Below are 18,875 nucleotides of genomic sequence, written 5' to 3' on the forward strand. Positions count from 1 at the left end.
TTTGTTGAAGGTAAAGCCTGTTGCAGATGGGTTCAAATAATTCTTTGAGATTGTTCAAGCCGCCTGAAATTGTACCGGCTGAAAATGGGTAAACCAAGCTCCTCATAATGATTTAAAAGACGATTGGTCGGCTGGCAATAACGAAATTTGTTCAACAAAACGTCTGCCCAGATTGAAATTCCGTATGGGCTTTTGGGCATCAGCTTTGGAGGCATTGGCGCAGTAATCGTTTGAGGCACCCCTTTGCACGAGCATATTTTTGTTCCTGTCTGACGGACAATTCTCCTTGTGTAGGCTTTGACGTCAACCTCAATAATTTGGGTTTCAGGTCCTGAACTCCCATCAAGTGTATAGGGCAACCCGCAACAAGGGCATACTGGATTTTGGGGAAAACAAGCTTGTTCGTATACTACAGGAAGATCAGGACGCTCTGTCAGGCCGTGACCTTCACTTCCAGGTTGTTGACCACGAGGCCTTTTGTTTTCATTTGATTTTGGATTGGCTTTTTCTGTTTTTGAAGGTCTCTTTTCGGTTTTTTTCCCAAATAATCGGTTTTTCAGATCCCGGATTTGGCCATCTTTTTCTTTTATTTCTTGCTTGAGCCCTTCTTCCCGCAAAAGAGCTTTTTGGTGCATGCCTTTCCAATACCCCACCTGGTTTCTTAATTCCAGATATTCGCTCTCTGGGATTGAAATATATGGCTGTGAATCAGCCTGCAGATCAATAGTCTGACCATCAATTTGATGCATGCACACTGCTGATATTTTTTGACAAGAAGATACCATGCTTCTTCTTGTATCAATATTTTATGATAGTGTCCCGCTTTTTTTGAGATGGGAGAAAAAATTATTACTAACCCGAATATTTACGTTTATGTGATATGAAAGGCCGGACAATTGAAATACGCTGGCCAAATCCGGTACAATCTGATATAACAGCTTTATTGGAGAGGGATCATGAAACGATTATTTCTCATTGCAGTACCCTGGTTTGCTTTTGTTTTAATGGGCGTTGCCCTTGCTGAGGACACTGAGGCTACATTTAAGCTTCCCACTGGTACCATTACCTTGCAGGCCCCTCAGGATGCCGAATACAAGGCCACGCTGTCCCCGGTTAGTTTCCCCCATTCCCTTCATTTTTCCTATTCCTGTCAAGCCTGCCATCACAATTGGGATGGAAACGGTCCCATAAAGAGTTGCGGGACAAGCGGCTGCCATGAAAATTTTTGGGTGCCTAAACCTGATCAGGTGGATGTATCGGAAAATGGCGTAAAATCAATGGTCGGGGCCTTTCATCAGGTATGCCGGGACTGCCACAGAAAAGAGGCTGACCAGCAAAAAGCTGCCGGTTCCAAGAGCATTGCTACAGGCCCTGTTGCTTGCGCCGGGTGCCATCCTGATCCCCACTCCCAGATTGAGAACAGTGATACAGCGCTCTCAATTCCCCTTGGTGTTATTAACATAGAGGCACCTGAAGGGGTCGAAGCTACAAGGGGTTCTGTTGGTTTTCCCCACGGACTTCATTTCCAGTTTGCCTGTAAATCGTGTCACCATGACTGGGACGGAGAAAGCGAAGTTGAGGCATGCTCTTCATGCCACAGTGAAACCGAGCCCTCGGGCACCAGAAATATAAAGGATGAGGCAAACCAGATGTACTATCTGGCTGCCTATCACAATGCCTGCGTTAGCTGCCACCGGGATACCGATAAAAAACGCAAGGCCGCCATGGCGCAGGGCAATATAGACAAAGCGGATCTTCCCAAAGCCGCCCCTGTGAATTGTAAGGGTTGCCACAGAGCATCTTAACCCTGATCCGTTCGGGGAGTTAAATAATCAGCCCGACAGGTCCCGGTTACCGGGAGCTGCCGGGTTTATTTTGTTGTATGAAGGACGTAAGTTTGGAAAAAGCGAACAAAGGTCGGTTTGTGGTGTTTGAAGGGATTGACGGTTCGGGCAAAACCACACAGGTGGAACTGCTTTGCAAGCGCCTGGCATCAACAGGATTCCCGATTTATACCACATGCGAACCCACTGACGGGCCTGTGGGGCGTTTGATCCGCCGGATGCTGTCCGGCACTCTCCCGGCAGACCAGCGAACAATTGCAAGTCTTTTTGCTGCAGACCGCACCGAACATCTGATGGACCCTGAAACCGGTATCCGGCAGATGGTGGATACCGGTACAATTGTGGTGTGTGACAGGTATTACTTTTCTTCCTATGCCTATCACAGCCAGTATATGGATATGGAGTGGGTGATCCAGGCCAATCGACTCAATGCCGACATTTTAAAACCGGATATCACCCTGTTTATTGATGTTGACCCCCAAATCTGCCTGAAGCGGCTTCAAACCACCAGAAAACATCTTGAAATCTATGAAAAAATAGATATCATGAAGCAGGTACGGGCGAATTATTTGGCGGCTTTTAAGCGCTTGGCGCACCAGGAGCATGTGGTTGTGATCGACGGAAATAATTCTGTGGACAACATAGCCAAAGCGGTCTGGGAGCAAGTCTGCCTTGTAATTTAACAGGAAAAAACATGAAAAAAGTGTGTGTTATCGATGGTCAGGGCGGCGGTATCGGATCAACCATAATCAAGCGGATCAAGGAACGGTTCGAGGAATCCGTTGAGGTGATTGCCCTTGGCACAAATGCCATTGCTACTGCCCAGATGCTTAAAGCCCGTGCCAACAAGGGTGCTTCCGGCACCAACGCCATTGTGCAGACGGTTAAGAATGCTGATATGATTATCGGCACCGTTGGGATTATCATGCCCCATTCCATGATGGGAGAGGTAACCCCCCAGATGGCCGAAGCCGTATCATGTTCCCCGGCAAAAAAGGTGCTTTTGCCCTTGTCTCAGGAGAATATTGCCATTGTCGGGATGGTGGGTTCGTCTTTACCCCAGCTGGTAGATGAATTGCTGGACGTTTATTTCCCCCTGTCCTAGCAACGGGTTTGGGTTGTAATTAATATATTTATTGTGGGTGTTTTCCTAAAGTCGGAATATGGCCCGTTAAAAGATCTAAAGATCAGGAGTGCATATTATGTGTGAAGCAAATGCATATCTCGTGGACAAGAGTGGACAGGAATCGCTGTTTTTGGAGTCTGTGGACAAGGTGGAGCCCGAAGAAGAGGGTATCCGCCTGGTGTCCATTTTTGGTGAACAAAAATTTATAAAAGGAAAGATTCATTCCCTCTCCCTGGTGGAGCATAAGGTGTTTATTCAACCTGAATAGAGTCGTGCCTGAAAGGAAATTCGTGTGACGAGAAATTTGCCCGGATGCAACGCGCATAAAAACTTAAAACAGAAGCAACCTCGGGGTTGTAAGGATTTTAAATTTTTATGCAACGCCGCAAAGGGGTTACTTTTTGTTCAAACACGATCTATCAAAAATTACCACCCAAGGGTCAGGTACGCATGGATGGAGGTGGCTGCAGCACGGCCTGCACCCATGGCAAGGATAACCGTGGCCGCACCCGTAACGATGTCGCCACCGGCCCAGACAGCTCTTTTGGAAGTCTTGCCGTTGACGGGATTTGCAACAATATTACCCCATTTGTTTAAATTCAGGTCCGGGGTGCTATTGGTGAGCAGCGGGTTGGCGTTGGATCCCGCAGCCACGACAACCAGATCACACTCTATTTTGAACTCGCTGCCTTCAATGGGCACAGGACGGCGGCGGCCGGAAGCATCAGGGTCCCCCAGTTCCATTTTCAGACATTCCATGCCGGTTAACCTTCCATTTTCATCTCCGAGGAATTGGGTGGGATTGGTTAAAAGCATAAATTCAATTTTTTCCTCTTCCGCATGGTGCAGTTCCTCGTTTCTTGCGGGCATCTCATCCCTGGATCGTCTGTAAACAACCTTGACCGACTCTGCCCCTAAACGCATGGCGGTTCTGGCAGAGTCCATGGCCACGTTGCCTGCGCCAAGCACCACGACATGCTTACCCCGGGCAATGGGGGTGTCATATTTCGGGAATAGATACCCTTTCATCAGGTTGGTCCGGGTCAGGTACTCATTGGCCGAATAAATACCTATGAGGTTTTCGCCGGGCAGGTTCATGAATTTGGGGAGCCCTGCACCTACGCCGATGTATACCGCATCATAACCTTCATCAAACAGTTCGTCGACGGTGACGGTGGCACCGATGACCGTGTTGCATTCAATCTTTGCCCCCATTTTTTCAAGGGTGGCCACTTCCGATGCAACGATCTCCTTGGGCAGACGGAATTCGGGAATACCGTACACCAGAACCCCGCCGGGTTTGTGAAATGCTTCAAAGATAGTGACATCATGGCCTTTGGCCAGAAGATCTCCGGCAACGGTCAGTCCGGAGGGGCCGGAACCGATAACCGCCACTTTTTTGCCGGTTTTTTTCGCTACAGCCGGTATTTCACCGGTACCGTGGTTACGTTCCCAGTCCGCAGCAAAGCGTTCAAGATAACCAATGGCAACAGGTTTTTCTTTTTTGCCGAGAAGGCATTTGCCTTCACATTGTTCTTCCTGGGGACAGACCCTACCGCAGACTGCGGGAAGGGCATTACGTTCCCAAAGTTTTCGGGCGGCCGCAGAAAAATCACCCTCAGCTATGCATTTTATAAACGCAGGAATGGATACGGAAACCGGGCATCCATCCATGCAGGCAGGTTTTTTGCACTGCAGGCAGCGTTTGGCTTCGGTTATTGCCATCTCTTCGGTAAGACCTAGGGGAACTTCTAAAAAATTTCTGCGCCTGACGTCCGGGTCTTGCTCCGGCATCACTACACGATCAACTTTATCTTTTTTATCAGTCATTTATCTCTCCATATATCCCAGAAACGGGCGCATTAATTTGCATCACATTTGCATTTGTTGTAAGCATCCATGGACTGTTTTTCAACCTCCCTATATGATGCAAGTCGTTTGGCTAGTCCATCAAAATCTACCTGGTGCCCGTCAAATTCAGGGCCGTCCACGCAGGCAAATTTAGTCTTCCCGCCTACTGATACTCGACATCCGCCGCACATGCCTGTGCCGTCCACCATGATGGGGTTCAGGCTGACCATGGTCTTGACGCCTTTTTCCTTGGTGATCAGGCTGCAGAATTTCATCATGGGAATGGGACCAATGGCTACAACCAGGGCAATATCCTCTTTTTCAATGGTCTCCTTGAGCACATCCGTAACAAATCCGTGATGGCCCTTGGAACCGTCATCGGTGCAAATATGCAGGGTATGGGAGGCTTCCCGCATCTTTTCTTCCAGGATGAGCAGATCATAAGTTCTGGAACCCAGAATGGCTATGACCTCGTTACCGGCTTCCTTCATTGCCCGTGCGATGGGATGCAGTACGGCAATACCGGTGCCGCCGCCTACGCAGACGACCTTTCCTATCTTTTCAATATGCGTAGGCGCACCCAAGGGACCAATGAGGGCATAGTATTTTTCACCAACTTTAAGATCCTTGAACCGGGCTGTGGATTTGCCGACAACCATGTAAATAATTGTGATGGTTCCTTTTTCAGGGTTCGTGTCTGCCATGGTCAACGGGATACGTTCGCCGGTTTCGTCTGCCTGAAGAATGACAAACTGGCCGGGTTTGGCCTTTTTGGCTATGCGGGGCGCTTCTATTTCGTTGAGGATAATGGTTCCCTGAGCCAATTCCTCACGATGCACTATTTTTGCCATTATTATCCTCCTGATTTGGGTGTTGAATATAATTTATAAAGGCAAATGTCATTAATAAATTAGGTAAATATTTATCTTATTGAACACTTTGTCTAAAATCAAGTAGAAACCCGGTATAGAATTGTACATAATTATTTAAATCAAGAAAAAAAATGTAAAATTATGTTGTTTTTAGCGACTTTTTTGCGTAGAAAAAAAATTAGGAATAAGCACGAAATAAGACGCCCGATTAGAATTTTTAAATGTATGGTCTATGATGGCCTTTTTTTAATGCTCAGGTGGTTTACGACTCATTCCTTGCAGTCATGACGCTGTTTGGCAGTTTCTTTCAGAGAAAGACAACAAACACCATTCTTGTGAAAGCAAAATGAAAAAATGTTAAGAGATGATCAAGTGAAGATGTTAATTTAACAAAAAACAAAAGGAGATAAAACAATGAAAAATTCTTTCAAGTTACTGCTTTTTTGCACGGTTGTTTTGTTTTTGTCGTGTACGGGATGCACAACAACTTCAAAAAATACAACTCATCAAATTATCCAACATCAGCATAAAGACGTTAATTGCTCTGAATATTATCAGTACAAAACAAAATTAAATCATGAAGGATTCGATATTACACCATCTCAAGCTTATGAAATGGTAATGGATAATCCAAAACATACTTTTATCATTGATGCTAGAACTCCTGCCGAGTACGCATTCATAGGGCACCCAACAGGCTCTTATAATATTCCTTTAAAATTTTCAACCAATGAAATAGAAGAAAAAAATGGACACCTTCAGCCCAAAATGACTACAAATAATAACTTTGGAAAGGATCTTTTAGCCAAATTTAATCCATCAACAGACACGCTCATATTTATGTGTCGTAGTGGAAAAAGAAGCTGTCTGGCTTGTGATGAAGCTATCAAGGTTGGTTTTTCTAAAGAAAAGCTTTTTAGTCTGCTGGGTGGATTTGAAGGCGATAAAGTAAAAAATAAAAACAGCGCATTTTATGGACAGAGAAAAGTTGGGGGATGGGTAAATGAAGGTCTGCCATGGGATGATAAGCTATATTCAAATTTAGCTTATATGCCGTCTAACTAGGCGTATGATAAAATAATAGCTTTCCGGCTGGTTGTCTTTCCACAAAAAAAGCGCCTGATCAGTTATGATCAGGCGCTTTTTGATTACAGCCGATTCATCAATTGCCAAACAAGCGCCTACGCTTCAAAATATATTTATACTGTCAGTATCAATGCAGGTTTTCAAAATAATCCGGCATAATGACATTCCCTGCTTTTTTCTTCAGATCCAGAAGGGCTGTTTTTTGAGTTGCCAGGATTTCAAACAGTTTTTTCGGAATATTCTCTTCCTTTGCATATGCCTTTTCCTGAAGTTCAATGCGCTGGATAATTTTTACCGTGTACAGAGCAAACTGCATGTCATAAAGGGACCTGGGATAGTCCTTGTCAATGATTTGCTTAAACAGCTTAGCCAGATCATTGTAGGCGGGCAGGTTGCCGATGGGGGTGGGCAGGTATTCAACTTCGTTATGGGCATATCTTTCCAGCCAGGCCAGCCACACTTTGACATCCCGTTTCTCTCCGAGAAGCTTGTCTGAATCGCCGCCCCTGGCCCGGTGGGTCAGAAAATAGTTCAGACCTGCCATAACCGGCTTGAAAGGTTTGCTGATGTCAGGGTTATTGAAGAATTTGAACTGGGCATCCATGTAATCACCTAACGCACCGGGGATAAAGGGAGCGTTGGCCCATGGTGCGCGTTTAATGCCTGTGACCCCGACCTCTGTGGCCGTGGTCGCAGATACTATACATGCGCCGATGACCACACCGGCATCCGGGGTCTTTGCCACCCACACCGGCGGCATGGTGTCCTCGTCCCTGCCTGAATATGTAAATATCCGTGTGACCACGCCTTTCGGGTTGGCTGCTTCAGGCGAGTAGTTGTCAAGATTTTTCGAAGCCAGGGTGTATCTGGAATTGGGATGGGATATGGGGATGGGTTCTGCTTTCTCATTGGTTTTTCCCTGGTACCATTCACCCTGGAAGTTGATTCCTTTTTCAGGGGCAGGTTCCATATTGCCAATCCAGTGGGGTTTGGATTTTTCATCGACAAGGACATTTGACCAGATCACTTCGTATCCAGGCTGCCGCAATACTTTCATTAATAAAGGATCACCTTCAGCGTTCACACCTTCCACAATTCCAAATATCCCGTTTTCCGGGTTTATGGTTCGGATGCTGCCGTCTTGGGCAATCCACATCTGGGCCAGGTCATCGCCTATAAACACATTTCCGGCCATGGCTGTGGTTGTTTTTCCGCATCCGGAAGGCGCTGCGCCTGCACACCAGGTGGTCCGGCCATCCGGTCCGCTGATGCCCGTAATAAACATATGTTCGGACAACTCCCTGCCCCGGTCCCGGTATACGGCTTTGTCCACGGCAAATCTGTGATTGCCCTTTTTAAGCAGGAGGGTATTGCCGGCATAGGTACATTTCCAGGCATAGGTGGTCTGGTATTTCCGGTCCATGAACACGCGCGCATGGGGAAGATCCTCGGTACGATTCAGGCCTTCGGAGTGTACATTTGTGAAAAAATATCCTTTTTGCTCAACTTCGTGGTCGAAATCATTAAAGGCGTTTCGGTAAAGCAGCTCTGCACTGTGGGATATATAGGCTGAGGATGTCAGCTCTAAGGCGGGGTTGGATACAGGGGATCCCACAGGTCCTCTCATGTAAAATCCTACAATCATGGTCAGATTTTCCATGATGCCGGACATATTGCTTTCAATTTCTTTTACCGCTTGTTCGGGGGGCATGCGGTTGGCAAGGCTGGATACCAGGTCCTCGGGTTCGGCAATGTAATAGGTGCGGTCCACGATCCTTCCCTGTTCACCGGCCAGATCAAAATGGATGGTGTGCCCGTCCATCGCAAGGGCGCGTTCCTCGCCCTTTTCAATGGAAATTTTCCGGATGGCATCCTTGTCTTCTTCCGATCCGGTATTGATAAATACTTTTGACGGCCTGCAAAGAACAATGGCGTTGGCGATACGGATCAGTACATCCGGGTGTTTGATCTTGGCAATTTTTGCCAATTGTGTACGGTCAAGTTTTGATGCAAACAGATTTAGGGCCTGATCGGGAGAACTGATTTTCCCAAGGGTATGTAAAGGGTCCATAAGTAATTAAGTCCAGATGGTTATGGAGTGTCAATGTTTAAATCCTCATTTCTATCATTTAATCTATCAAAAACAAATAAAATATTACAAATTGGTTAAAAAAAGAAAAGATGTCCGGGCAGGGATAAATTATGATAAAACAATGAACATTGTATAATTTAGGTAACATGACATTAGCAGGAGGCCGTTGATGGCACATATATTTGCAGATTTGCATAATCACACCACCGCATCTGACGGGGATTTTTCCCCTGGCGATCTTGTGGCCCTGGCCGCAGGTATGGGTATAAAGGTTTTAGGCGTGACCGACCATGACACTCTGGATGGACTTGAAGCTGCCCTGGATGCGGGGAAAATACAGGGCGTAGAGGTCTTTCCGGGTGTTGAGATCTCCGTGCGCTTCAAACGTGCGTTTTTCACGGGAACCCTTCACGTGCTGACCTATTTTTCAAGCGCGATGTTAAAAGATTCGGGGTTTGTCACACGGTTTAAAACCCTTCTGGCCGGAGGGCGGGGAGAGAGACTTGTCCGGGCAAGGATTGAGAAAATTAACGAGGTGTTCGGGCCTGGCGGAGAATCGCCTTTATTGTCAAGGGATCTTACCTTTGAAGAGATTGCCGCATATTCGGATAATGTCTCCCGCCGCCATTTTGCCATGGCCCTGGCCGAGAGACTGGGTATTTCAGACAAAGATACCATTACCCGGATCATCGGTAATAACAGTCCCGCCTATCTGCCTTCGGGGGTGGACCTTGAACAGGTAAAAGGGTTTATAAAAAGTGAACCTGTGGTCGCTGTGCTGGCTCACCCGGCTGCCGGTTCTTTTCCCGGCGAGGGGCATTACAAGGAGGTGCTGCCGCCTCTGGAAATCGTGACGCGTCTGCTGTCCGAAGTGCTGGACGCCGGCGTCAAAGGCCTTGAGGTCCATTATCCGGGCCATTCACCGGAACATCAGGTGCTGCTTTTGTCCTGGGCTGAAAAATATGATCTGCTTGTCACCGGGGGGTCTGACTGCCATGACAGCGCCAAACGTCCTTTGGGAACAGCAGGTGTGAATGAACAGGAATTTAAACGATTAAGGCAGATGGTATTGTGCGAAGAAAAGAAAAACAGATAACCGATCAGGATCAGATTGACGGCATCATATTCAATTGTATTATGGCTCAATACAGCTCCTGCACCTTTGAATTTGAGGCGCAGGAGCTGAGGGAAACGCCGTAATTGAGGTCAAAATTTTAAGGATGACTGCCAAGCGGTCCGGGTAAAAACAGCCCCTAAGACATCCTTTTTAATCGCTTTTGTAGCTGCCGTGACCATGATGCCGGTCTCTTCAGCGACGCTTAAATTGACGTGCATCGGGGTTTATTGCCTCTTCCTCTCCAGTGCGGTTTTTGTCGTTCTGGGGGTTTCTATTATTCTGGAGAGGATGCCTCTTGCGTTGATTGTACTCATTTTGTTCCTGTTTCATTTTGTTGCGATCATGTTGACGTGGATCCATGGTCCGCTTTCCTGGATGCTGTTTCCGCGGGTCTATTTTATCACGTCGTCCCTCTTTTGGCATTTTATCTTTTTGTAACCGAGGAGGATACTCTCGTTGTAACCGACGAGAATCCTCTCGACGCCGGTCTTTGTTGTGTGGATATCTTTTGGGCTGGTTCTTTTCATTATACCATGGGTCCCTGCGGAGAAAGTCGTTTTTATGTTTGTTTTTGTCGTTCCAACGTGGATTCTCTTGGGGCCGATGTTTTGGGTTTTTTGGCGGCCGCCTGTCGTGTTGATCGTATTTATGATTGCGGTGATCATTATGGTAATGGCGGCCCTTCCATCTGGTGTCACGTGGCCAGTGCGTACGCGGCAACGCGGTCCAGTTTCCGCCTCTGCTCCTGCTGTAGTACCAACGTTGATTGTTATAGAAATAGTAATAGCCATTGTGGCTGTAGTAGGGCCGTTCGTACAGGTTTACCGTGTAAGGCAACGCCGGCACGACCACCACACTGGAACTGTAATAGGGATCAGAATGGTAGCCGTCAGCCGGAACCACACACCCCGAAAGGAGGAATGCGCTGCCGACAAGCATAAGCAGAGCGAGTATTGTTGATCTGTTCATACATCACCTTAGTTTGTAGTTTAGATATAGGAATTTTTTTTCTTACACGTGAAGTATAGCCAAGAATGGAAAGATGATCAAGGATTTGAAATCTGGTCCGGCGAGATACGGTCGTTGGGTTTTAATCATCCAGGTGCCTTCCAAACCGGTTGAGCAGGAGGGAGTTGCCCACAACGGAGAGGGATGAAAACCACATGGCGATACTGGCCGCTTCCGGGGTTAATGATAGTCTGAATGCCGGATACAGGATGCCTGCAGCCACCGGAATCATTAAAATATTGTAGAAAAAGGCCCAGAAAAAATTGCGTTTTATGGTGGAAAGGGTTTTTTTCCCCAATCGTACGGCCCGGTAGACATCTTTTAGATTATTTTTTACCAGCACCACCTCACAGGTCTCCTTAGCCACATCCGTGCCCGAACCAATGGCAATGCCGATGTCTGCCTGGGCAAGGGCCGGGGCGTCATTGATGCCGTCTCCCACCATGCCCACCTTTAATCCCTTTTCCTGCCATTTTTTCACCTGGTTGATTTTATCTTCGGGCATGACCTCGGCAGCCACTTCCCGGATGCCTGCCTGTCGGCCTGCCCAAAGGGCTGCAGCTTTATTGTCCCCGGACACCAGGGCGGTCTGAATGCCTGCGGTATTCAATTGCTCAATGGCGTCCTTTGCTTCGGGTTTGATCCGGTCTTCCAGGGCAATCACCCCCTTAACCTGGTGATCCAGGCTGATGAAGACAAGGCTCTTCCCCTGGTTTGACAACTCCCGACCCTTGGCGCGGATATCATCGGGGATTTTCTCATCTGCGACCAAAGCCATGTTGCCGGCCCTGAGCAGTTGGCCGTCAAGGCGGCATTCTATGCCCCGGCCCGAGATCTCTTTTGAATTCGATGTGGCTTCAGGCTCGATTCCCTTTTCCCGGGCAAAGCCTGTAACCGCCGGTGCCAGGGGGTGGGTGGAATTGATTTCCGCACTGGCGGCCCAGGACAGCAATTGTTCTTCCGTAATCCCTTTGGCAGGAAATACACCTGTGACAGAAGGTTTTCCCGTGGTCAGGGTGCCTGTTTTATCAAACAGGATTATATCCAGGTGGGAGATGTTTTCCAAAGCAGAGCCCTTTTTAAACAGGATACCCCGGTTAAGACCCAGGCCCGATCCCACCATGATGGCTGTGGGCGTCGCAAGCCCTAGGGCGCAGGGGCAGGCAATGACAAGAACGGCAATCATGCGTTCAAAGGCAAATAAAAACGGGGTGGAACCGGACGGGATAAACGTTGGGGCTGTAATGTACCAGACGGCAAATGTGATCAGGGATACAACCGTCACCACAGGTACAAAAATGTTGGAGATCGTGTCGGCCACTCTCTGGATCGGAGCCTTGTCTGCCTGGGCATCCTCTACCATTTTAATGATGCCGGACAACACCGTGTCGCTGCCGGTGCGCGTGGTGGCCATTGTGATCGCCGCGGAGAGGTTGATGGTGGCTCCTGTGACGGCATCTGCGACCGATTTCTCAACCGGAAAGGATTCACCGGTGAGCATGGATTCATCCACGGCGGTTTCTCCGCTGAGGATTTCGCCATCCACGGGGATTTTTTCTCCGGCCAATACCCGGACCGTATCGCCGGGTACGACCATGGAAACATCCACAACACGTTCCTTGCCGTCCTTGATAACCCTGGCCGTATCTGCATTCAACGCCAGCAGGGTTTTGAGTGCCTGGCCGGTTTTTCCCTTGGCTCTTGCCTCAAGCATTTTGCCGATCATGATAAAGGTGATGAGCATGGCCGCACTGTCAAAAAACAGCATCTGGGAAGCATCTATAAAAATCAGGGAAAAAAGACTGTAAAAATATGCGGCGCTGACCCCTAAGCTGATAAGCACATCCATGTTGGCCAGCCGGTTTTTCAGGGAATAATAGGCCCCTTCAAAAAAGGTTCGGCCGGAAACCGCCATGACAGCCGTAGCCATGATGCAAAGGATAATATTTGTGACCGCAGTCCCAAAGGGCATAACATGCATGATGACCATCATGGGCACGGTGACACATAGTGCAAACAGGAATCTGAATCTTTCCCGGCGGTCGGCCGTCTCGCCCTGATTCATTTCAAGGGATGCGCTGTAGCCCGCATTTTTAACCACATCCAGGACCTTTTGATCATCCATCAGGGCCGGATTATATGAAACAAAACCCTTTTCAAGGGGCAGGTTGATGGTTGTCTCTGCGATGCCTTCTGTTTTTGCAAATGCCTTTTCAATGGCCAGGGCACAGTTGGCACAATGCATGCCCTGGATAGAGAAGGTGAGGTTGCGAAGAGCAGCTCTTTCATCCGGTCTTTCGGTATTTGTATTGGCCTGGTCTGCCGGTTTATCATCATCCTCGGCAGCCGCTTCCCGGGTCAGGGCATAGCCTTCGTTTACAATTGCGGCCTTGAGTTCATCCAATGATGTTGTGCCTTTTTCCAGTTTCAGGATGACGATTTCCTGTTCAAATGACGCCGATACATCACTGACCCCGTCAAATCTTTCCAGGACTTTTTTGACCGTATTTTCACAGTGCATGCACATCATGCCGTATACTTCTATTTCATGGGTAGTGGTCATGGCACCTCAGATTTCCTTAACCGTGAACCCAAATTCAGAGATCTCCTTGATCACTGTGGCCATATCCACATCGCTTTCGGCATTGAAATCGGCCTTTTTCCCTTCAAGGTCCACAGATACATTGGTGCCAACGGTTTCCAGATATTTTTTAACCCGGTTCACGCAGTGTTTGCAGGACATTCCTTCGACACTTAAATGCTTTATCATTTTATTATCCTTTTCCATGGGTTGACGTTCTTAATTGTTAGCCAGACTTTGGGCTTACTTATATTAGGATAAAAACGATCAGGCGTATGTCAACATGAGTTCGGTTAAAAGGCCGCCAGAAGCCGGAACTTGTCAAAGATCAAAAGCAGACCAATGATAATGAGAAGCCCGCCTGCGCATTTATTGATAATGCCCATGGCCCGGGTGGCCTTTTTCATGAAATTGAGCATGGAGTTGATGAAGATGGATATGACAATAAAAGGCAGCGCCATACCTGCAGAATAGGTTGCCAGCAGCAGCACCCCTTGAAGGATGGTGTCCTGACTGCCCGCCACAATGAGAATGCTGCCCAGCATGGGGCCGATGCATGGGCTCCATCCCGCGCCAAATGCCATGCCGATCAAAAATGTGCCGAACAGATGAAAAGGTGTCTCCTTGAAATGAAATTTACGTTCGAACTGAAAACTTTTAATATTGATGATACCGAGCAGATGCAACCCGAAAATCAGGATGATGCCGCCCCCCACATAACGCACAGCCCAGGAATACCGCGAGGCAAGCCCGCCAAGAAACGAGGCGGATGCCCCGAACAGGATAAAAATAAAGGAGAATCCGGCCACGTAGGCCAGGGTGGAGAGGATTACCTTTTTGCGTACTTCTTTGTTGTCGGCGGTCAGTTCATCTAAAGAGAGTCCTGTGATAAAGCTGAAATAAGCCGGGATCAGCGGCAGCACACAAGGGGAGAGAAACGACAGAAGGCCTGCCGCAAAAGCTGCAGGAAATGTAATGGTCTGTGTCAGCATGGCATGGTTTCCTTTGACAGTAGGGGAATACCGATATTGAACCCGGGAACCGGTTTTTTTATTTCCATCTGTTTCAGGGTCGAGTCTGCTAATACTTTGTCTGATTTTGTCCGTATCATAAAAACAATAGTTGAATGTTAAGCACAGTTTTTGTCGTGGGTCGGGTCCAGGCGTTGATAGACCAGGTCCACCCACGGCTGTTATATGGTATACCTGTTTATTTATCAAGGAAGACAGAAGAAATAATCTGGAGATCATCTTTACCCTGGTTCTAAAGTCTGGTAAAATTTCGCCCCATAGATAATTGATATTCCAATAGGATAGCTATATGAAAGTCCCAATCAAAACGGAATAAATATTGTTACTTGCTATCTAAAAGTATCTGATTGACCCTTACTTAGAAGGTGTGTTTTGATTAGTCCCATAACCCGTTAAACCGTGTGAAGGTTTTTATAGAATAATTTATGTCCCATTATCATTATCAATACAGCTTGTGCAGTGTGCCGTCGTGGGTCATTGGCTCCCGGGAATTCAACGCCAATCCTACGTCGTTAAGTGTTCATGGTGTACGGGCTACCCATGCCCATTTTTTCAAACAGCTGGATGCCCTCTCCAGCTGGGAAGAAAGGGCAAGAATATTTCAAGATTATATGGAGGTTGCGTTTCATCTTCACCAATGGCGGGAAAAAGGTAATGTGGGTCAGCTGCTCAGTATAAAACACAGTTACTTAAGATTTCTTCGGGGCTGGCTCTTTGATGCCGATTCCGTTGAAGGGGCCGTCTTGAAGGGGTGGGTGCAGACCAGGATGGGGTTGCCCCCAATTTATCATGGCGGCCGGATCAACGGGAGAGAGAGTAAAGAGTATTTATCATACATGAAAGACCGCATGAAAGGCTCAGCGAGAACCAACGGTATTTTCAACCAACTGGATCTTCTCTATGAATTTGTTCAGTACGAGATGAAACGTCGCGATCCGGATACTATCCACATCACCCTTTTCAGAGGCGTTCATGGGTTTTACGACCATGAACTGCTTGAATGGGACAAGAAGACGGGTAAAGGTGTGGTCCGGCTCAATAATTTAAACTCCTTTACCCATGATTTTGAGCGGGCTTGGGAATTTGGAACATTTGTTATTGAAGCCAGGGTGCCTGTTTCAAAAATTTTTTTTGATGGTGCTTTTCTTCATGCCGGGATACTAAAGGGGGAGGAGGAAGTGTTGGTCATTGGTGGTGTGTACGATATTTCCAGACGGATCATATAATAGGGAAAGCATCATTCATGCAATCGGTTCGAATACCTGACAGAAAGCAAATTGTGGGGAGGGCAAAGGGGGCCTTTGTCGGTCTTGCCATTGGAGATGCCTTGGGAGCGACAACCGAATTCATGACACCCCAGGAGATCAAATTACAATATGGTGTACATAAACAGATCATTGGTAAAGGGTGGCTGTATCTCAAAGCCGGTCAAGTGACCGATGACACCCAAATGTCGATTTGTATCGGACGGGCCATTCGAGATTCCCAGGGATGGAATCTTACCGCCGTTGCAGATGAATTTGCCGATTGGGTGAAAGGCCGCCCGATTGATGTCGGCTCCACATGTGCAAGAGGAATCAGAAACTACATTCTGCACCAAACCCTTGAAGCGCCACCGAGCCGTTGGAGTGCCGGAAACGGGGCCTTGATGCGTATGCTTCCCGTTGCGCTCTATACACTGGGAAATGAAGAATCCCTTGCACAATATGTGGTGGAACAGGCCCACCTGACCCACAATAACCCTTTGTCTGATACGGCATGTATCTTTTTTGGCCGTCTACTTCACGAGGCCATGATGGGTGGTCAATTGGGTCCGCTTCTGATGCAGACCAAAGGTTTTGTGAATGAATATCCGGATTTTTGTTATGATCCGTATCCAGGTAAAAGTTCAGCCTTTGTTGTTGATACGGTGCAGACCGTTTTCCATTTTTTATTTTCAACGGACAACTTTGAAGATTGCCTCATCGGCACGGTAAACCAGGGGGGGGATGCGGATACGACCGGCGCACTGGCCGGGATGCTTGCCGGTGCTCTTTATGGGGTCGAGGGCATACCGAAACGCTGGTTGAAACGGCTGGATTCTCGTGTTTATTCAGAGGTCGATACGCTTGCAGAATATTTGGTGGATCACTCTCCGGCACTTTTATGATTGAAAAATTGATAACATTAAGCACAAAAGGAAATTATGAACTATCAGCATGTATTTAACGACGGATCGGTGTGCGAACTGCCGGTGGGAAAGGTGGTTTGTGTCGGTCGCAACTATGTGGATCATATCAGGGAACTGGACAATCCCATGCCCACGGAACCTATTTTGTTTATGAAACCGGCAACATCGCTGCAACCCATCAGCCAGCCCATTGTCATTCCTGACTTTACCAAGGATTGCCACAATGAGACGGAGTTGGCGGTGTTGATCGGCAAAAAGATCAGCAGGGCAGGGCGGGAAGCGGTTGAGGCTGCGGTTGAAGGTTATGGGATTGCATTGGATTTGACATTGCGGGATATACAGAAATCCCTCAAGGAGAAAGGCCTGCCCTGGGAGAAGGCAAAAGCATTCGACGGTTCCTGTCCGATCTCTCCATTTATTAGACCTGATGACCTTCCAAACCCCCAGGATACGCGCTTGAAACTGGAAGTAAATGGCCAGGTGCGCCAGGATGAGAGTACAAAGTTGATGATTAACAAAATATTTGACTTGATCGTCTACATGTCCGGTTTTTTTACGCTGTTGCCGGGCGATGTCGTACTTACCGGAACCCCGGCCGGTGTGGCCGCGTTGAAATCAGGTGACCAGCTGGCGTTGGAGCTTGACGGCCGGTTTGCCTTTTCTGCATCTGTTGCATGAGGCGGTTTCGTATGTAGGAGTAAGTTGCGTTTGCAAACCGGCCATAGATGCTTTATTGGCAAAAAATATCATTAGTGCTCAGTGAACTATGTTATCTGAATTAATTGAAAAATTTTGCAAGTATTCTAAATATATAAGGAGAAAACGGAGTATGAATAACAGCAAAATTTCATTTAAGATTGGCGATTCGGTTAGGGTAAAACCGGATGTACTTGATCCTGATACCGAAGCCTTCAGCCTTGAAGGATGGCAAGGGAGAATTCTTGACATCAGACCCCAGGAAGATGGGCCAACGATCATTGATATTGAGTGGGATAGTATCACGCTTCGAGAGATGCCAGCGTCATCCATTGAAGCCTCTGAGGAAGAGGGTTTAGACTGGACACAAATGGGATTGTATCCTGATGACGTTGAGGTGACAACAGCAAGAGATACTGAACAAGACGTGAAGAATGCCCAAGAAGAGCTTGAGCGGATTTCGTACAAAAGCTATAGCTGGTTAGGTGACCCAGGTAAACGGATTCACCAGATCTTAAGCGGCGTTGATGATGGAGACGAGATGGCGGCGATGAAACGATGGGGTGCCTATCTTGAAGAGCATTTGAATTTTCCTTTTGACGCTGAGGTTGATGAATGGCAGGAACGAGGACCATTGCGGTCAGGAGATCGGGTGAGTGTCAAAAAAATTACGTTAATTGACGACTTGTATGGTGTTATTGTGGCACTGCGGTTGGGTCGCAGAAAATATGATTTTCCGCTTTGTGAATTAGCGGTAATTGACAAGCAATCAGCCAACACTCAACTTATCGAAGATTATCGGGTGTGGTTTGCGAATCGCTGAAAGAGTCCATAAAATTTGGGTAGAGTAGAGCACTGATTCGGCCGGTTTCTTCAGCCCTTTTTATATTCGAGACGCCTTGCCGCACGCGGCTACTACGTGTTCCAAAGGCCTTGCATCCTCAATGCTCCCTCATCAAACCGTGCATACGGTTCTCCCGTACACGGCTTTCCGATGTTCTTCGCTGTAAGGCTTGCGCCCTTTTCCACTTTGCGTAAGTTGGGATTCCAACTTTTGCACAAATTTGATTTCCCCTCCATCCTTCTCTATGGACTTAAAGCTGACACCATCTATTCCAGGTGCACCTTTGTTTGCCCGGGCAAGGCGATAGGCATGACCAAGGATGTCAGCCCGGTAGACCTTGTCATATAAAGAATAGAAACGAAAATCCGGTTCCTGCTTGGCCTTACAATAGAGCTTCCTCTGAAGCGTCCTGATCCTATCCGGAGTTAGTAGCATATTGCAATCTCCTGATCCTCCGCTCGTTAGTTACGTGAACAAAGTAGGGTCCCTTTCCTTGGCCGGGGTTATGTTGTCCCTCAGCCTCAATCGGTACTATGAACCCCTCCGACTCCCAATAC

General features: G+C 47.6%; 20 protein-coding genes. 10 read left to right on the forward strand and 10 right to left on the reverse strand.

The genetic code is table 11. The features are described from left to right. Positions 1 to 32 precede the first annotated feature (32 nt). Positions 33 to 749: a hypothetical protein gene (locus tag DESPODRAFT_RS10330; protein ID WP_004073361.1), complete on the reverse strand. Its 717-nt coding sequence runs from the start codon at positions 747 to 749 to the stop codon at positions 33 to 35. 207 nt (positions 750 to 956) lie between these two features. On the opposite strand from DESPODRAFT_RS10330, the gene DESPODRAFT_RS10335 reads away from it, so the two are divergent. The 4 genes from DESPODRAFT_RS10335 (at position 957) to DESPODRAFT_RS10350 (ending at position 3,238) form a co-directional block, all read left to right on the forward strand. Then, on the forward strand, positions 957 to 1,805 hold the full coding sequence (locus tag DESPODRAFT_RS10335) for a cytochrome c3 family protein (protein ID WP_004073362.1): 849 nt from the start codon (positions 957 to 959) through the stop codon (positions 1,803 to 1,805). A 92-nt stretch (positions 1,806 to 1,897) separates the two neighbouring features. Next, the gene (gene tmk / locus DESPODRAFT_RS10340; RefSeq protein ID WP_004073363.1) at positions 1,898 to 2,527 is read left to right on the forward strand and encodes a dTMP kinase; all 630 of its coding nucleotides are present in this window, start codon (positions 1,898 to 1,900) and stop codon (positions 2,525 to 2,527) included. An 11-nt stretch (positions 2,528 to 2,538) separates the two neighbouring features. Continuing rightward, entirely contained in the window at positions 2,539 to 2,949 is a 411-nt protein-coding gene (locus DESPODRAFT_RS10345; RefSeq protein ID WP_004073364.1) for a DUF3842 family protein, read from the forward strand. A 97-nt stretch (positions 2,950 to 3,046) separates the two neighbouring features. Then, positions 3,047 to 3,238, forward strand: coding sequence for a CooT family nickel-binding protein (locus DESPODRAFT_RS10350; RefSeq protein WP_004073365.1), 192 nt, complete (start codon positions 3,047 to 3,049; stop codon positions 3,236 to 3,238). A gap of 158 nt (positions 3,239 to 3,396) precedes the next feature. Here the strand turns inward: DESPODRAFT_RS10350 and gltA are convergent, their stop codons facing one another. Together gltA and DESPODRAFT_RS10360 are read right to left on the reverse strand one after the other, a co-directional pair. Beyond that, positions 3,397 to 4,800: an NADPH-dependent glutamate synthase gene (gltA, locus tag DESPODRAFT_RS10355; protein WP_004073366.1), complete on the reverse strand. Its 1,404-nt coding sequence runs from the start codon at positions 4,798 to 4,800 to the stop codon at positions 3,397 to 3,399. A 32-nt stretch (positions 4,801 to 4,832) separates the two neighbouring features. Next, positions 4,833 to 5,672 carry a sulfide/dihydroorotate dehydrogenase-like FAD/NAD-binding protein gene (locus tag DESPODRAFT_RS10360; protein WP_004073367.1) on the reverse strand — a complete coding sequence of 280 codons (840 nt, stop codon included), beginning with the start codon at positions 5,670 to 5,672 and terminating at the stop codon, positions 4,833 to 4,835. 435 nt (positions 5,673 to 6,107) lie between these two features. Between DESPODRAFT_RS10360 and DESPODRAFT_RS18675 the strand changes: the two genes are divergently transcribed. Continuing rightward, the gene (locus DESPODRAFT_RS18675; RefSeq protein ID WP_004073368.1) at positions 6,108 to 6,758 is read left to right on the forward strand and encodes a rhodanese-like domain-containing protein; all 651 of its coding nucleotides are present in this window, start codon (positions 6,108 to 6,110) and stop codon (positions 6,756 to 6,758) included. Positions 6,759 to 6,906: 148 nt separating this feature from the next. Here DESPODRAFT_RS18675 and DESPODRAFT_RS10370 read toward each other — a convergent pair whose 3' ends face one another. Then, the gene (locus tag DESPODRAFT_RS10370) at positions 6,907 to 8,850 is read right to left on the reverse strand and encodes a phosphoenolpyruvate carboxykinase (GTP) (protein WP_004073369.1); all 1,944 of its coding nucleotides are present in this window, start codon (positions 8,848 to 8,850) and stop codon (positions 6,907 to 6,909) included. Between the two features lie 190 nt (positions 8,851 to 9,040). On the opposite strand from DESPODRAFT_RS10370, the gene DESPODRAFT_RS10375 reads away from it, so the two are divergent. Then, a complete protein-coding gene (locus DESPODRAFT_RS10375) occupies positions 9,041 to 9,967 on the forward strand; it encodes a PHP domain-containing protein (RefSeq protein WP_004073370.1) in 927 nt (308 codons plus the stop codon). Positions 9,968 to 10,077: 110 nt separating this feature from the next. Here the strand turns inward: DESPODRAFT_RS10375 and DESPODRAFT_RS21465 are convergent, their stop codons facing one another. The 5 genes from DESPODRAFT_RS21465 to DESPODRAFT_RS10395 form a co-directional block, all read right to left on the reverse strand. Next, on the reverse strand, positions 10,078 to 10,206 hold the full coding sequence (locus DESPODRAFT_RS21465; RefSeq protein ID WP_004073371.1) for a hypothetical protein: 129 nt from the start codon (positions 10,204 to 10,206) through the stop codon (positions 10,078 to 10,080). A 174-nt stretch (positions 10,207 to 10,380) separates the two neighbouring features. Beyond that, positions 10,381 to 10,779 (reverse strand): hypothetical protein, encoded by a 399-nt coding sequence (locus DESPODRAFT_RS20340; protein ID WP_040015942.1) that lies wholly within the window; start codon positions 10,777 to 10,779, stop codon positions 10,381 to 10,383. Between the two features lie 299 nt (positions 10,780 to 11,078). Beyond that, positions 11,079 to 13,559 carry a heavy metal translocating P-type ATPase gene (locus DESPODRAFT_RS10385; RefSeq protein ID WP_004073373.1) on the reverse strand — a complete coding sequence of 827 codons (2,481 nt, stop codon included), beginning with the start codon at positions 13,557 to 13,559 and terminating at the stop codon, positions 11,079 to 11,081. Positions 13,560 to 13,565: 6 nt separating this feature from the next. Continuing rightward, positions 13,566 to 13,766: a heavy-metal-associated domain-containing protein gene (locus tag DESPODRAFT_RS20610; RefSeq protein WP_004073374.1), complete on the reverse strand. Its 201-nt coding sequence runs from the start codon at positions 13,764 to 13,766 to the stop codon at positions 13,566 to 13,568. A gap of 104 nt (positions 13,767 to 13,870) precedes the next feature. Beyond that, a complete protein-coding gene (locus DESPODRAFT_RS10395) occupies positions 13,871 to 14,569 on the reverse strand; it encodes a cytochrome c biogenesis CcdA family protein (RefSeq protein WP_004073375.1) in 699 nt (232 codons plus the stop codon). A 464-nt stretch (positions 14,570 to 15,033) separates the two neighbouring features. On the opposite strand from DESPODRAFT_RS10395, the gene DESPODRAFT_RS10400 reads away from it, so the two are divergent. The 4 genes from DESPODRAFT_RS10400 to DESPODRAFT_RS18680 all read left to right on the forward strand — a co-directional run bounded on the left by DESPODRAFT_RS10400 (position 15,034) and on the right by DESPODRAFT_RS18680 (position 18,297). After that, positions 15,034 to 15,834: an NAD(+)--dinitrogen-reductase ADP-D-ribosyltransferase gene (locus DESPODRAFT_RS10400; protein ID WP_004073376.1), complete on the forward strand. Its 801-nt coding sequence runs from the start codon at positions 15,034 to 15,036 to the stop codon at positions 15,832 to 15,834. A gap of 17 nt (positions 15,835 to 15,851) precedes the next feature. Then, a complete protein-coding gene (draG, locus tag DESPODRAFT_RS10405; RefSeq protein ID WP_004073377.1) occupies positions 15,852 to 16,757 on the forward strand; it encodes an ADP-ribosyl-[dinitrogen reductase] hydrolase in 906 nt (301 codons plus the stop codon). Positions 16,758 to 16,793: 36 nt separating this feature from the next. Further along, entirely contained in the window at positions 16,794 to 17,456 is a 663-nt protein-coding gene (locus tag DESPODRAFT_RS10410; protein ID WP_004073378.1) for a fumarylacetoacetate hydrolase family protein, read from the forward strand. A 151-nt stretch (positions 17,457 to 17,607) separates the two neighbouring features. Continuing rightward, positions 17,608 to 18,297 carry a calcium-binding protein gene (locus tag DESPODRAFT_RS18680; protein ID WP_004073379.1) on the forward strand — a complete coding sequence of 230 codons (690 nt, stop codon included), beginning with the start codon at positions 17,608 to 17,610 and terminating at the stop codon, positions 18,295 to 18,297. 132 nt (positions 18,298 to 18,429) lie between these two features. On the opposite strand, the gene DESPODRAFT_RS20615 is transcribed toward DESPODRAFT_RS18680, so the two are convergent. Next, entirely contained in the window at positions 18,430 to 18,753 is a 324-nt protein-coding gene (locus DESPODRAFT_RS20615; RefSeq protein WP_040015765.1) for a hypothetical protein, read from the reverse strand. Positions 18,754 to 18,875 lie beyond the last annotated feature (122 nt).

The sequence above is a fragment of the Desulfobacter postgatei 2ac9 genome, from assembly GCF_000233695.2.
GTDB classification, from domain to species: domain Bacteria; phylum Desulfobacterota; class Desulfobacteria; order Desulfobacterales; family Desulfobacteraceae; genus Desulfobacter; species Desulfobacter postgatei.

What these genes read in the sequence shown, in the direction of transcription:
- DESPODRAFT_RS10330 (WP_004073361.1), bottom strand. Translation starts at nt 749, where the DNA reads ATGCATCAAATTGATGGTCAGACTATTGATCTGCAGGCTGATTCACAG.
- DESPODRAFT_RS10335 (WP_004073362.1), top strand. Translation starts at nt 957, where the DNA reads ATGAAACGATTATTTCTCATTGCAGTACCCTGGTTTGCTTTTGTTTTA.
- DESPODRAFT_RS10345 (WP_004073364.1), top strand. Translation starts at nt 2,539, where the DNA reads ATGAAAAAAGTGTGTGTTATCGATGGTCAGGGCGGCGGTATCGGATCA.
- DESPODRAFT_RS10350 (WP_004073365.1), top strand. Translation starts at nt 3,047, where the DNA reads ATGTGTGAAGCAAATGCATATCTCGTGGACAAGAGTGGACAGGAATCG.
- gltA (WP_004073366.1), bottom strand. Translation starts at nt 4,800, where the DNA reads ATGACTGATAAAAAAGATAAAGTTGATCGTGTAGTGATGCCGGAGCAA.
- DESPODRAFT_RS10360 (WP_004073367.1), bottom strand. Translation starts at nt 5,672, where the DNA reads ATGGCAAAAATAGTGCATCGTGAGGAATTGGCTCAGGGAACCATTATC.
- DESPODRAFT_RS18675 (WP_004073368.1), top strand. Translation starts at nt 6,108, where the DNA reads ATGAAAAATTCTTTCAAGTTACTGCTTTTTTGCACGGTTGTTTTGTTT.
- DESPODRAFT_RS10370 (WP_004073369.1), bottom strand. Translation starts at nt 8,850, where the DNA reads ATGGACCCTTTACATACCCTTGGGAAAATCAGTTCTCCCGATCAGGCC.
- DESPODRAFT_RS10375 (WP_004073370.1), top strand. Translation starts at nt 9,041, where the DNA reads ATGGCACATATATTTGCAGATTTGCATAATCACACCACCGCATCTGAC.
- DESPODRAFT_RS21465 (WP_004073371.1), bottom strand. Translation starts at nt 10,206, where the DNA reads ATGCACGTCAATTTAAGCGTCGCTGAAGAGACCGGCATCATGGTCACG.
- DESPODRAFT_RS20340 (WP_040015942.1), bottom strand. Translation starts at nt 10,779, where the DNA reads ATGGCTATTACTATTTCTATAACAATCAACGTTGGTACTACAGCAGGA.
- DESPODRAFT_RS10385 (WP_004073373.1), bottom strand. Translation starts at nt 13,559, where the DNA reads ATGACCACTACCCATGAAATAGAAGTATACGGCATGATGTGCATGCAC.
- DESPODRAFT_RS20610 (WP_004073374.1), bottom strand. Translation starts at nt 13,766, where the DNA reads ATGATAAAGCATTTAAGTGTCGAAGGAATGTCCTGCAAACACTGCGTG.
- DESPODRAFT_RS10395 (WP_004073375.1), bottom strand. Translation starts at nt 14,569, where the DNA reads ATGCTGACACAGACCATTACATTTCCTGCAGCTTTTGCGGCAGGCCTT.
- DESPODRAFT_RS10400 (WP_004073376.1), top strand. Translation starts at nt 15,034, where the DNA reads ATGTCCCATTATCATTATCAATACAGCTTGTGCAGTGTGCCGTCGTGG.
- draG (WP_004073377.1), top strand. Translation starts at nt 15,852, where the DNA reads ATGCAATCGGTTCGAATACCTGACAGAAAGCAAATTGTGGGGAGGGCA.
- DESPODRAFT_RS10410 (WP_004073378.1), top strand. Translation starts at nt 16,794, where the DNA reads ATGAACTATCAGCATGTATTTAACGACGGATCGGTGTGCGAACTGCCG.
- DESPODRAFT_RS18680 (WP_004073379.1), top strand. Translation starts at nt 17,608, where the DNA reads ATGAATAACAGCAAAATTTCATTTAAGATTGGCGATTCGGTTAGGGTA.
- DESPODRAFT_RS20615 (WP_040015765.1), bottom strand. Translation starts at nt 18,753, where the DNA reads ATGCTACTAACTCCGGATAGGATCAGGACGCTTCAGAGGAAGCTCTAT.